Origin of the sequence: Jutongia hominis, assembly GCF_014384965.1 — a bacterium.
Taxonomy (GTDB): domain Bacteria; phylum Bacillota; class Clostridia; order Lachnospirales; family Lachnospiraceae; genus Butyribacter; species Butyribacter hominis.
This window is the reverse complement of record NZ_JACRSW010000001.1, coordinates 1-12,673: the sequence shown is the minus strand read 5'-3', so window position 1 is coordinate 12,673 and position 12,673 is coordinate 1. Positions and strand designations below refer to the sequence as shown.

12 protein-coding genes, 1 tRNA gene and 1 pseudogene are annotated in these 12,673 nt (G+C 39.4%); 12 read left to right on the top strand and 2 right to left on the bottom strand.

Translation table 11 applies throughout. The annotated features are described in order from the left end of the window. Position 1 precedes the first annotated feature (1 nt). The 3 genes and pseudogenes from H8700_RS12510 to pdxT all read left to right on the top strand — a co-directional run bounded on the left by H8700_RS12510 (position 2) and on the right by pdxT (position 3,972). Positions 2-1,681 (top strand): annotated as a pseudogene (locus tag H8700_RS12510) (acetyl-CoA carboxylase carboxyltransferase subunit alpha). A 659-nt stretch (positions 1,682-2,340) separates the two neighbouring features. Then, on the top strand, positions 2,341-3,216 hold the full coding sequence (pdxS, locus tag H8700_RS00065; RefSeq protein WP_249302046.1) for a pyridoxal 5'-phosphate synthase lyase subunit PdxS: 876 nt from the start codon (positions 2,341-2,343) through the stop codon (positions 3,214-3,216). A 186-nt stretch (positions 3,217-3,402) separates the two neighbouring features. Continuing rightward, a complete protein-coding gene (pdxT, locus tag H8700_RS00060) occupies positions 3,403-3,972 on the top strand; it encodes a pyridoxal 5'-phosphate synthase glutaminase subunit PdxT (RefSeq protein WP_249302044.1) in 570 nt (189 codons plus the stop codon). A gap of 142 nt (positions 3,973-4,114) precedes the next feature. On the opposite strand, the gene H8700_RS00055 is transcribed toward pdxT, so the two are convergent. Both H8700_RS00055 and H8700_RS00050 read right to left on the bottom strand, forming a co-directional pair. Then, entirely contained in the window at positions 4,115-4,606 is a 492-nt protein-coding gene (locus H8700_RS00055) for a methyl-accepting chemotaxis protein (protein ID WP_249302042.1), read from the bottom strand. A gap of 17 nt (positions 4,607-4,623) precedes the next feature. After that, entirely contained in the window at positions 4,624-5,469 is an 846-nt protein-coding gene (locus H8700_RS00050) for a CvfB family protein (RefSeq protein ID WP_022141588.1), read from the bottom strand. A 370-nt stretch (positions 5,470-5,839) separates the two neighbouring features. On the opposite strand from H8700_RS00050, the gene H8700_RS00045 reads away from it, so the two are divergent. The 9 genes from H8700_RS00045 to H8700_RS00005 all read left to right on the top strand — a co-directional run. Further along, a complete protein-coding gene (locus H8700_RS00045; RefSeq protein WP_022141587.1) occupies positions 5,840-6,217 on the top strand; it encodes a RidA family protein in 378 nt (125 codons plus the stop codon). A gap of 339 nt (positions 6,218-6,556) precedes the next feature. Beyond that, positions 6,557-8,047, top strand: coding sequence for a C40 family peptidase (locus tag H8700_RS00040; RefSeq protein ID WP_249302040.1), 1,491 nt, complete (start codon positions 6,557-6,559; stop codon positions 8,045-8,047). 162 nt (positions 8,048-8,209) lie between these two features. After that, a complete protein-coding gene (locus tag H8700_RS00035) occupies positions 8,210-8,941 on the top strand; it encodes an AzlC family ABC transporter permease (protein ID WP_249302033.1) in 732 nt (243 codons plus the stop codon). Positions 8,942-8,961: 20 nt separating this feature from the next. Then, positions 8,962-9,282 carry an AzlD domain-containing protein gene (locus tag H8700_RS00030; protein ID WP_249302028.1) on the top strand — a complete coding sequence of 107 codons (321 nt, stop codon included), beginning with the start codon at positions 8,962-8,964 and terminating at the stop codon, positions 9,280-9,282. A gap of 145 nt (positions 9,283-9,427) precedes the next feature. Continuing rightward, positions 9,428-9,510: transfer RNA gene (locus tag H8700_RS00025), tRNA-Leu, on the top strand. A 125-nt stretch (positions 9,511-9,635) separates the two neighbouring features. After that, positions 9,636-9,896 (top strand): type II toxin-antitoxin system Phd/YefM family antitoxin, encoded by a 261-nt coding sequence (locus H8700_RS00020; RefSeq protein WP_249302026.1) that lies wholly within the window; start codon positions 9,636-9,638, stop codon positions 9,894-9,896. Further along, on the top strand, positions 9,886-10,197 hold the full coding sequence (locus H8700_RS00015) for a type II toxin-antitoxin system RelE/ParE family toxin (RefSeq protein WP_249302024.1): 312 nt from the start codon (positions 9,886-9,888) through the stop codon (positions 10,195-10,197). The genes H8700_RS00020 and H8700_RS00015 overlap by 11 nt, the downstream gene beginning before the upstream one ends. A 379-nt stretch (positions 10,198-10,576) precedes the next feature. Beyond that, entirely contained in the window at positions 10,577-12,085 is a 1,509-nt protein-coding gene (locus tag H8700_RS00010; protein WP_249302022.1) for a type I restriction-modification system subunit M, read from the top strand. Then, positions 12,075-12,673: restriction endonuclease subunit S (locus H8700_RS00005; RefSeq protein ID WP_249302020.1), on the top strand; the 599-nt coding region annotated here is incomplete at its 3' end. The genes H8700_RS00010 and H8700_RS00005, both read left to right, overlap by 11 nt.

The following is a 12,673-nucleotide window of genomic DNA, read 5'->3' as shown; positions in this document are numbered from 1 at the left end:
GTTGAATTTATTTGGTAAGAAAAATTATATTTCTATAGAGAACAGGGAACGGACAAAAAAGGTGGATAAAAGAAAGAAAGCAGAGCCATCGATCCCGGATGGAATGTGGATCAAGTGCAATACATGCAAAGCGATTATTTACAAAAAAGAAGTAACAGAGTATAAGCTTTGTCCGAATTGTGATGCACATTTTCGAATGAACCCGGCTGAACGGATCGCCATTACATGTGATGAAGGTTCCTTTGAGGAATTTGATCAGAATATGCATCCGAAGAATCCAATGAATTACCCGGAATATGATCAGGTGATAAAGAAAGCACAGGATAAGTCAGGGATCAAAGAAGCCGTTGTGACCGGAAGATGTACGATTCATGGGCAAAAGACGGTTCTTGCTATTATGGATAGTCATTTTATGATGGGAAGCATGGGATCTGTTGTCGGAGAAAAGATTACAAGAGCAGTAGAATATGCAACAAAACATCGTCTGCCAATCATCATCTTTACAACATCCGGTGGTGCTAGAATGCAGGAAGGTATCATTTCACTAATGCAAATGGCGAAAGTATCAGAAGCGTTAGGACGACATGATGCAGCAGGACTCTTATATGTGACTGTTCTTACCGATCCAACGACCGGTGGTGTGACAGCAAGTTTTGCTATGCTTGGAGATATTATCCTATCGGAACCGAAAGCCTTGATCGGTTTTGCAGGACAGCGTGTGATCAAAGGAACGATCCATCAGGATCTTCCTGAAGGTTTTCAGCGTGCCGAGTTTCAATTAGAGCATGGATTTGTAGACCGGATCGTTCATCGTGAGAAGCTTCGCAATGAGCTTGGTAAGATTCTTCGCCTACACAGCCAGACCGGAAGGGAGGAAGCCTAGATGAGTAATGCAATGAATTCGGTAGCAATCGCCAGAATGATCGAGAGACCGAACACCAGGCAGTTTATTAAAGCTATTTTTGATGATTTTATGGAATTTCATGGTGACCGCTATTATGCGGATGATGGTGCGATCGTTGGTGGGATTGCTTCATTGAATGGAACTCCTGTTACCGTGATCGGAGTGCAAAAAGGACATACGTTAGATGAAAATGTTGCCTGTAATTTTGGATGTCCGAATCCGGAAGGATATCGCAAAGCTCTTCGATTGATGAAGCAGGCAGAGAAATTCCACCGTCCGGTCATTACGTTTATCAATACAGCCGGAGCTTTTTGCGGAATCGGTGCAGAGGAACGTGGTCAGGGAGAAGCATTGGCTCGTAACCAGATGGAAATGTCACGTCTGAAAACACCGATCATCAGTATTTTTATTGGTGAAGGTGGAAGTGGCGGTGCGTTAGCACTCGCCGTTGCTGACCGGGTATGGATGTTAGAGCATGGTATGTATTCTGTGCTTTCGCCTGAGGGTTTTGCAAGTATTTTATGGCGTGATTCGTCAAGAGTTGCAGAAGCAGCAGAGCTGATGAAAATGACAGCCAGAGATCTTTTACAAAATGAAGTGATCGACAAGATGTTCTTAGAACCTAAAGAGGGACTGGAAAACAATCTCGAATATACAGCAGATGCGTTGAAAGAAGCTTTGTGTGAAACCATTCCGAAACTGCAAAAGAAGGATATCGACGAGCTTTTAGAAGAAAGATACAACCGTTTCCGTAAATTCGGTGAATTTATAGAATAAACGATATGTGATCAAACGAAATGATCTGTCATTAAGTGAAACGATCTGTCATTAAGTGAAATGATCTGTCATTAAGCGAAATGATCTGCTATTAAGTGAAATGATCTGCTATTAAGTGAAATGATCTGCCATTAAGTGAAATGATCTGCCATTAAGCGAAACGATCTGTCATTTACGAATTTGGAAAAGTGTGCATATATCATGACGGCAGAGTAATGAATGGATCAGGTGTTTTGTCCCCCAAAAGAATAAAAGTCAGGATAGAGAAATGTTTCATTTGAGATGTTTCTCTTTTTTTAAAGGAATAGGAAACTGCTCGTACAGCGGTGGTACACCAACAAGAATTGCTTTAGCAATTCTTGCAAAGTTTAATGTTCCATTAAACTTTTGACAAAGCGCTGGCTTTGCACTTTTTTATGGAATAGGAAACTGCTCGTACAGTAGTGGTACACCAACAAGAATTGCTTTAGCAATTCTTGGAGTGCAAAGCGCTGGCTTTGCACCTTTTTATGGAAATTGCAAAAAAACTGACCTTATTAAAATAAACAAAAATGGTTATTTTAATATATCCAAACTTTGTTATAATACAACGTATATCCCGCACATCGGATAGAACAGGGCCCGGTTACAAAGGAATGATGTGCAGAAAAGAGGAAAATATGTCAGATAATCGTTATGAATTAAATAAACAGTTAGCACAGATGTTAAAAGGCGGCGTGATTATGGATGTTACGACACCGGAGCAGGCAAAGATCGCACAGGAAGCAGGAGCATGTGCAGTTATGGCATTAGAAAGAATCCCGGCAGATATCCGTGCAGCCGGTGGTGTATCACGTATGAGTGATCCGAAGATGATACAGGGCATTCAGGAAGCGGTATCCATTCCTGTTATGGCAAAGTGCCGTATCGGTCATTTTGCAGAAGCACAGATCTTAGAAGCCATTGAAATAGATTATATCGATGAAAGTGAAGTGCTTTCTCCGGCAGATGATGTGTTCCATATCGATAAGACAAAGTTTAATGTACCATTTGTATGTGGTGCAAAGGATTTAGGCGAAGCTCTTAGAAGAATTAATGAAGGGGCATCCATGATCCGTACAAAAGGTGAGCCTGGAACAGGAGATATTGTACAGGCAGTCAGACATATGCGTAAAATGAATCAGGAGATCGCAAAACTGGTATCGATGCGTGAAGACGAGCTTTTCCAGGCAGCAAAGGAATTACGGGTACCATATGAATTAGTAAAACAGGTGTATGAGGAAAAGAGACTTCCTGTTGTAAATTTTGCAGCCGGTGGTGTAGCAACCCCTGCGGATGCGGCTTTGATGATGCAGCTTGGTGCAGAAGGTGTCTTTGTCGGATCCGGTATCTTTAAGTCAGGGAATCCTGCAAAGAGAGCAGCGGCAATCGTACAGGCGGTAACGAATTATAATGATGCTAAACTGCTTGCAGAGCTTTCAAAGGATTTAGGTGAAGCCATGGTTGGTATCAATGAGCAGGAAATCGAGCTTTTGATGGCAGAACGTGGAAAATAGAAATTTGACCGATTAGTGTCAGGTGGCAGTAAAGAGAAATATAATGACAGATTAACTGTCGGGCAATAAAGAGAAATATAATGACAGATTAACTGTCGGGCAATAAAGAGAAATGCTATGACAGATTAACTGATGGACAGTGAAGAAAAACACTATGACAGTGTTGCTGTAAAAAAGGAGATAACAATGAATATTGGTGTATTAGCAATACAGGGAGCTTTTGCAGAACATGAACAGAAGCTGACTGCTCTTGGAGCGGATGTTTTTGAAATCCGTCAGGCAAAAGATCTGCAAAATCCGATGGATGGTTTGATACTGCCGGGTGGTGAAAGTACAGTGATGGGAAAGCTTTTACAAGATCTGGATCTTTTTGATCCGCTTCATAAGAGGATTAAAGAGGGGCTTCCGGTTATGGGAACCTGTGCAGGTCTGATCCTATTGGCAAAACAATTGGCAGATGATGATGTGGTACATTTTGCTACGATGCCGGTAGAAGTAAAAAGAAATGCATATGGAAGACAGTTAGGAAGTTTTCATACAACACATGAAATGAAAGGTGTAGGCATGATCCCGATGAACTTTATCCGTGCACCTTATGTTACAAAGTGCACGGATGAGGTAGAAATTTTAGCACAGGTTGATGAAAAGATAGTTGCCGTGCAATATAAAAAACAATTAGGTCTTGCCTTTCATCCGGAAGTGACAGATTGTGATAAAGTCCATGCTTACTTTTTAGATATGTGCCAAAAGAGATAAAAGGCAAAAGTATAAGTTAAAGAGCAGAGAACAGATCTTTAATTCTCTGAGTACTTAAAATGGTCATATAGAGAACACTTCTCTGTATGACCGTTTTACAATGCTAATATTGTTTGTTATGCTATGATCTTTTTAGAGCTGATCAATCAGTTTGCTCAGCAGATTCAGAATCCTCTGTATGATATTGTTTCAACTGATCTACTGTTTTTTGTACGTCTAAGATACGGATGGTGACAGATTCTAATTCTTCCAGATCATGTTCACTCATATCACTGGCTTCCTGGGTACTTGCAGTGACTTCCTCACTAACAGCAGAAAGTTGGGTGATGCTTTCCACAATACGGTTATTAGAATGAAGCAGATGCTTGATTTCATGTTCTAAATTATCTGCACGTTCAGAAAGACTGTCGGAATGATTACGCAATTGAACAAAGCTTGCTGCATTTTGTTCGATCAAATCTTTCTGTTGCATGGTGGCAGACAAAGATTTTCCAACAAGATCTGCAGTAACATCTGCATTGGAATTTAGCTGTTCTGCAATTTGTTCAATCTGTTCTGTTGATTTTTTTGTCTGTTCGGAGAGTTCACGAATCTGGTCGGCGACAACCGCAACCCCTTTTCCTGCTAGTTTCACAAAGTAAAGCAGATATGTTATACCTTGCGAATACCATCGTTAGCGATCGTGATCAGACCTTTTTTCATCAAATGACCGATGCCGCGTTTGAAAGCATTTTTGCTCATATGGAACCGGTTCTTGATCGCTTCCGGTGCACTTTTATCATGAAATGGCAAAAAGCCGCCTTCCTGTTCGAGACACCGGTAAATGAAATCAGCATCTTCATTCATCTGTTCCGGTATTTTCTTTTTAACACTTAATGTCAGTCTGCCATCCTCCATTACCTGTGCTACACGGGCGTAGATTGGCTGGTTGATGCGGTATGTTTCAAATACTTCCTTTTTCGGAAGCAGAGCTGAATACATATCATCCACGGCGACAAATACACCGAAGTTTTCGCTGATCTCGTAAACTCTGCCACTTACTTCATCATCTTTTTGATAATTCGAATCATTGCGAAGAGCATCATAGACGTGCATGGATGCACAAAGGCGTTCACTCTTATCAATATACAGAGTGACTAATACGGCATCACCTTCTTGTACTTTATACAGTTGTTCTTTAAATGGAAGAAAAAGATCTTTCGCAAGCCCCCATTCTAAGAAAGCACCGATCGGGGTGACTTGTGTAACATAAAGACGTGCGACATTGCCTAAAGTAAGATCCGGTTCTAAAGTTGTTGCGATCGGGCGATCCTCGGAATCTTTATAGACAAATACCTTGAGAACGTCTTTTAAATCCGTTCCTGCCGGTACCTGTGCTTTGGGTAGAAGAATTTTTTGAGAATCCTCACCGGTTGGTGTGTTTAAGAATACACCGAAATCTGTTTTCTTTGTAACGATCAGTTCCTGATATTTACCCAGTTCGATTTTTTGTGTCATTATTACCTCCGTTCTGTCCGGATGTATTCTCGAAATTTTTCATTTAGAAAATTCCGAGAGTATATCCGGTTGTTGTATTATCTTCAATACAATATCATGAATTCGCAACACAGGAGAGCTGGCTTTCTGGTGCAGAATTCATGAAGGACAAAATTAAATACAGCACAAAGTGCGTCAAGCGTGTAACGCTTGTATCTTGGAATTATTATATCATATTTATATAGTTTTATAAAGATAAATATGTTGCGATAATGGTTCATAGATAATGGCGTATTGAAAAATAGTCCGGTTGAAAAACGAAGAAAGAATGTTATACTATTGTTGAAAAACAAAACAGTATAAGCGTTTTGACGCAGAAAAGAGGTAAATTATGAAAAAAGAGATCAGTACAAAAAATGCACCGGCAGCAATCGGACCTTATTCACAGGCAATTGAAGTAAATAATATGGTATATACATCAGGTATGATCCCAATCAACCCTGCTACAGGAGAACTGGTAACCGGTTCTGTTGAAGAACAGGCAAAACAGGCTTTTTCGAATTTAAAGGCTTTAGTAGAAGCTTCAGGATCTTCTATGGAAAAAGTAGTAAAAACAGTTGTATTTATTAAAGATATGGATGATTTTACAAAGATCAATGCTATTTATGAAGACTATTTTGTGGCACCGTATCCTGCAAGATCCTGTGTACAGGTTGCAAAGCTTCCAAAAGATGTTGCTATTGAAGTAGAAGCGATCGCGATCAAATAATAAAATGTAAATAAATGTGTGATAATCTGGTCCGGATAAAATATTACAGAAAATTCTACGATCGTAGAAAAGATTTCGGTATGAAGAATAATCATCCAATAAATGGAATATGACGAAAAAGTCCCATAAATTAAGGCATTCGTTTAGATAAAACTTCTGGCGGGTGGGTTGACAATGAAGGGAGACCTTGTTATAATTGTTTTTGATGTGTAATAAATTTGTAATATTTTATGAAAAAATCATTCATAGGATAAAACAATCGGCAATGTTATGGCATTGTATGTATTACACAGATCGCTAGAATTCATTTAGTGTTTCAAATTTTTATGGAGGGTTATTATGTTAAAGACACGTTGGATAAGAAATGCTGCTATTTTCGGCACAGCCGTTACATTATCATTAGCTACATATACAAGTGTTAGTGATAATGCGGATGCTGCAAGTTACGGTCAGGAAACAGAAATGGCAGGTCTTTCCTTGTCGCTTGATAAATATTATTTAGAGAACGTAGCACAGGAGGAGCAGGAAGCACAAGCAGCAGATCCTGTTGCAACAGCAAGTGTAGAAGCAGGTGCTGTTCCGGCAACGGATGCCGCAGTAGATGCTGCACAGAATGCTCAGGCTGCACAGACAGCAGATCCTGCTGCAACGCAGGCAGCACAGGCAGCTCAGACAGAAGAGCAGAGAAAAGAAGAATCAGTTGCAAAGCAGTTTAGAAATCTTGGTATTTCAACCGCAAGTGATTATGTAAATATCCGTAAGAAGCCAAATACAGACAGTAAAATCGTCGGAAAACTTTATAAAGGTTCCTCAGCAGAGATTTTAAGTGAAAAGAATGGATGGGTTAAGATTTCATCCGGCTCTGTTACAGGTTATATTCGTAAGGATCTTCTTGCTATTGGTGCAGATGCTCAGAAGTTAGCAGGAAAATATGGCACAGCATATGCGTTCTTAAAGAAAGGTGTCATTACATTAAATGTCCGTTCTAAGAAGAGTACAACTTCAACGATCATTACACAGATTCCTGAGGATGAAAAGTATGAAATCCTTGGTGAAAGCGATAATTGGTATAAAGTAGAGATTGATGAAGGTGTCAAAGGATATATTGCAAAAGAGTTTGTAAATACAAGAGTTCGTTTTAAAAAGGCTGTTTCTATTGAAGAAGAAGAAGCCGAGGCTCGTCGTAAGAAGGCAGCCGAAGAAGCTGAACAGCAGCGTTTGGAGGAACTTGCAAGAGAAAGACAGAGTGCATCATCAAGCAGTTCGTCTTCGTCAAGCAGCTCAAGTTCATCAAGCAGACGTTCAAGCTCATCAAGCAGTTCAAGTTCGTCAAGCAGACGTTCAAGCTCATCAAGCAGTTCAAGTTCGTCAAGCAGACGTTCAAGTTCGTCAAGCAGAAGCAGACGATCAAGTTCATCAAGCAGTTCAAGCTCAAGCAGACGTTCGAGCAGTCCATCTGTATCAAGCAGTGGATCAGGTTCTTCGATTGCATCCTATGCAACGAAGTTTGTTGGTAATCCATATGTATGGGGCGGCTCAAGTCTTACAAATGGTGCAGACTGTTCCGGATTTACGATGGCTGTTTATGCACAGTTTGGATATAGCTTGCCACATTCATCGGGTGCACAGGCAGGTTGTGGTAGAAGCGTAAGTTTTTCAAACTTACAGCCAGGAGATCTGATCTTCTATCGCAATGGTGGAAGTATTGGTCACGTTGCTATGTATATCGGTGGCGGACGTGTTGTTCATGCTAGTAATAAGAAAGACGGTATCAAGATTTCTAACTACAGATACAGAACACCGGCATGTGCAAGAAGAATTATTGGTTAATTATTTGATAGAAGATTGAGAATGATTCTATGATTTTCAGGAAAGCATCGTAGCAATAGCTATACGGTGCTTTTCTTTTGCGTCGTGATCTTATAAAAAATATAAAAGAGCAGTGTAAGGTATTATCAGAAGATAGGAAAGAAATAGTGAGGAGTGGGAAGGATGAAGTCATTAAAAGAAGGAATGCAAGATGGAATTCCAATCGCATTAGGTTATGTCTCGGTTAGTTTTACATTTGGATTGATGGCTGTAAACGTCGGGATGAGCTGGTGGCAGGCTGTCCTGATCTCTATGACATGTATTACATCTGCCGGACAGTTTGCAGGATTGGACATTATGGTTGCTGGAGGTGCTTTTATTGAGATGGCACTTTCACAATTCGTGATCAATCTGCGTTATGCATTGATGGCATTATCTTTATCGCAGAAAGTAGATAAGTCATTAAATACACCATGGCGTTTTATTACCGGAGTCGGTATTACAGATGAAATTTTTGCGGTTGCCATGAGTCGGAAAGGAAAAGTAGACCGCCGGTATTTATCCGGACTGATCATTGTTCCCTATCTTGGCTGGGCAGTTGGAACAGTAATGGGGGCGTTACTTGGAAGTGTTTTGCCGGCTGTTTTGTCAGATGCCTTGGGAATTGCCATTTATGGAATGTTTTTAGCAATCATTATACCGAAAGCAAAAGAAAATTATCGCTTTTTATTTGTCATATTGATTGCGGCAGCGATGAGTTGTGCGTTCAAATGGCTTCCGGTTCTTTGTAAGCTTTCATCGGGATTTGTTGTTATTATCTGCGCGGTTGTGGCATCCGCGATCGGAGCATGGCTGTATCCGGTGCCATCGGAAGAAGAGATGGAAGCAATGGAACAGGAAGAACAGATAGGATAAATTTACAAAAGGAGAATATTATGGATACGGTTTTATTTTTTATCTATTTAGCAGTGATGGCGGGCGTTACTTATCTGATCCGTGCAATTCCGTTTGTGTTATGCAAAGGTGAGGTCAAAAACGTATTTATCCGTTCCTTTTTAACATATGTACCTTATGCTGTCCTGGGGGCGATGACCTTTCCGGCTATTATTTTTTCAACCAACGGACTGGTCTCTGCAATTGCCGGAACAATCGTCGCTTTGGTATTGGCATTTGCTAAGAAAGGACTTTTGACTGTTGCGGTAGGTGCAAGTGCAGCAGCTTTTATTGTCAAGATGGCAGAAATGTTTATTATATGATAATCTCATGCGTAGTGCTGATAAAAACAGCTTTTTATGTATAAAACAGGTGGAAAACGGCTCATAAAACAGATGGGAAAATGCCATCAGGCAGTTGACAAGTTCCATTATGTATGATAATATATTTTTTGTTGTGACACAGCATGCACTAGTGGCGGAACGGCAGACGCAACGGACTCAAAATCCGTCGGTGGCAACACTGTGTGGGTTCAAATCCCACCTGGTGCATTCAGAGGACGATAGTTAGAGGCTATCGTCTTTTTTTGTGGAAAAATGATCGGAAGTAATAATAAATGGGTTGAAACAGGGTATAATTATGGTATAATTAATCCATAGATAAGGAGGTGCATATTATGCCACAGATTATTCCGATTAAAGATTTAAAAAATACATCAGAAATTTCTGATATGTGTCACAAGATGGAGGAACCGATCTATGTAACAAAAAATGGTTATGGTGATATGGTTATTATGAGCATGGAAAGTTATGAGACAATGATGGGAAAATTTAATTTGTATAGAGATATTGAAATTTCTGAAAAGCAGATAGAAGCAGGTCAGGTAAAAGATGCCAAAGCTGCACTAGGAGAAATGAGGAAAAAGTATGGCTTATAAATTGAATATTACAGAATATGCTGATGAATTACTTGATCATCATATATATCATTTGATTGACCGCCTGAATAATAAACAGGCTGCTAGACATCTATTGGATGGTATCAATATTATTTATGAAAGATTGGAGTTTAATCCATATCAATTTCTGGAATGCAAAGATGAATATCTTGCCAAGAAAGGATATCGCGAAGCCATTGTGCCGCAAATGAATTATATCATCATTTTTGATGTGACAGCAGATGTTGTCAATGTAATTGGAATTTTTCATCAATTGGAAAATTATCAAAGTAAGTTATAATAAGTTTTCAGAGAGACTAGAACCAGTCGATTTTTGATTGGTTCTTTTTTGTTTTGAGGAATATATATAATTTTGAAGCTTTTTGATCATTTATGATATTTTTGAATGAAAAGTTTTATCCCATGGTTATGCTGGTGGAATAGAACAAGTGGAAATGGTGAGGATATTGATTAAAAAATCTTGTTATCAGAATAGGAAAATGAACAGAATTGCTGAGTATTCATTATTGCAGGTGATATTGTTGAATGCTATTTCTTATGATAAAATAGAACAAAGGGCATTTACAGAAATAAAAATGACAGAGGTGAGTAATAGGGCGATATGTTATTTTAAAATGATTGAAATTTGAAGATAAATGCTTGATATGGAGGATATTATAATGGCAGAAAAGACAAACGCCAATATTGGATTTGAAAAACAACTTTGGGATGCAGCTTGTGTTTTGTGGGGACACATTCCGGCAGCAGAGTATAGAAAAGTAATTATAGGATTGATTTTTCTTCGCTATATTTCGGCGGCATTTGATAAGCGTTACAAAGAACTTGTTGATGAGGGTGATGGTTTTGAAGATGATCGTGATGCTTATGAAATGGACAATGTATTTTTCGTTCCGGAGGAAGCACGTTGGGGAAATATTGCGTCTAAGGCACACACACCGGAAATTGGTACAATCATTGATAATGCAATGAGAGCGATAGAATCAGAGAATAAGAAACTGAAAAATGTTCTTCCGAAAAATTATGCAAGCCCGGATTTGGATAAAAGAATTTTAGGTGATGTGGTTGATATTTTCACTAATAATATTGATATGAGTGATGCAAAAGCAAGTGAAGATCTGCTTGGACGCACATATGAGTATTGCATTGCTCAGTTTGCTGAGAAAGAAGGTGTTGGTGGTGGAGAATTCTATACACCATCTAGTGTTGTAAAAACATTGGTTTCTATCCTTCGACCATTTGATAACTGTCGAGTATATGATTGCTGCTGTGGCTCTGGCGGTATGTTTGTGCAGAGTGAGAAATTTATTGAAGCACACAGTCATAAAAGAAGTGCCATTTCTGTTTATGGACAAGAAGCAAATCCGGATACTTGGAAAATGGCAAAGATGAATATGGCAATTCGTGGCATTGATGCAGATCTTGGTCCGTACAATGCAGATACTTTTACAAGTGATTTACATCCGACTTTAAAGGCAGATTTTATTTTAGCTAACCCCCCCTTCAATTATCATCCGTGGGGACAAGATAAGTTGATGGAGGATAAGCGTTGGAAATATGGACTTCCACCTGCCGGTAATGCCAACTACGCTTGGATTCAGCACATGATTCATCATCTTGCACCAAATGGAAAAATTGGTCTTGTTCTTGCAAATGGTGCACTTTCTACACAATCCAGTGGCGAAGGAGAAATTCGCAAGAAAATCATAGAGGATGATTTGATTGAAGGAATTATTGCGATGCCAACACAGTTGTTTTACAGTGTAACAATTCCGGTAACATTGTGGTTTATTACAAAAGGGAAAAGGCAAAAAGGAAAAACACTTTTTATTGATGCACGAAAAATGGGCCACATGGTTGACCGGAAACATCGTGATTTTACGGATGAGGACATTCAAAAATTGGCAGATACTTTTGAGGCGTTCCAAAACGGTACACAGGAAGATATACTTGGATTTTGCAAGGTGGCAGACATTCAGGAAATTGAAAAGCAGGATTATATTCTTACACCGGGACGCTATGTAGGCATTGAGGAACAGGAAGATGATGGAGAACCGTTTGAAGAAAAAATGACTCGTCTTACATCTGAACTTTCGGATATGTTTGCAAGATCGCATGAGCTGGAGGATGAAATCAGAAAGAAATTGGGGGCGATTGGGTATGAAATATAAGTTGAAAGACATATGCTTTTATGCTACGGGAAAAATTGATGTGAACGTTTTGAAAGGTACAGATTATATTTCAACAGAAAATATGTTGCCTAACAAGGAAGGTGTAACTACTGCGTCATCGCTTCCGAAAACTGCTCAAACACGGGCTTATCAAAAAGGTGATGTTTTGGTGTCAAATATAAGACCGTATTTCAAAAAAATATGGTTTGCTGATTGCGACGGTGGCTGTTCAAATGATGTACTGGTTTTGAGAGCAAAAGAGAATATTAATGCAAAATTCCTTTATTATGTGCTTGCCGATGATGCCTTTTTCAATTATTCGACAGCAACATCCAAAGGTACAAAAATGCCTCGTGGTGATAAAACTGCAATAATGCAATACGAAGTGCCAAATTTTGATCTACTAACGCAAAAGAAAATAGCAGCGATTTTGTCGAACATAGATGAAAAAATTGAATTGAATAATAGGATAAACGATAATTTACCGCCGTTTCTGTGCGTAGCACAGATAGCTGCAACGCAGCTAGGACAGACACCGCAGACAGACGGATGCATGCATACGGATGACAAGGTGTCTGGCAGAGGCGG

Bases quoted from the DNA above. Each gene is read 5' to 3' on its own strand.
- pdxS (WP_249302046.1), top strand. From the start codon at position 2,341: ATGTCAGATAATCGTTATGAATTAAATAAACAGTTAGCACAGATGTTA.
- pdxT (WP_249302044.1), top strand. From the start codon at position 3,403: ATGAATATTGGTGTATTAGCAATACAGGGAGCTTTTGCAGAACATGAA.
- H8700_RS00050 (WP_022141588.1), bottom strand. From the start codon at position 5,469: ATGACACAAAAAATCGAACTGGGTAAATATCAGGAACTGATCGTTACA.
- H8700_RS00045 (WP_022141587.1), top strand. From the start codon at position 5,840: ATGAAAAAAGAGATCAGTACAAAAAATGCACCGGCAGCAATCGGACCT.
- H8700_RS00040 (WP_249302040.1), top strand. From the start codon at position 6,557: ATGTTAAAGACACGTTGGATAAGAAATGCTGCTATTTTCGGCACAGCC.
- H8700_RS00035 (WP_249302033.1), top strand. From the start codon at position 8,210: ATGAAGTCATTAAAAGAAGGAATGCAAGATGGAATTCCAATCGCATTA.
- H8700_RS00030 (WP_249302028.1), top strand. From the start codon at position 8,962: ATGGATACGGTTTTATTTTTTATCTATTTAGCAGTGATGGCGGGCGTT.
- H8700_RS00020 (WP_249302026.1), top strand. From the start codon at position 9,636: ATGCCACAGATTATTCCGATTAAAGATTTAAAAAATACATCAGAAATT.
- H8700_RS00015 (WP_249302024.1), top strand. From the start codon at position 9,886: ATGGCTTATAAATTGAATATTACAGAATATGCTGATGAATTACTTGAT.
- H8700_RS00010 (WP_249302022.1), top strand. From the start codon at position 10,577: ATGGCAGAAAAGACAAACGCCAATATTGGATTTGAAAAACAACTTTGG.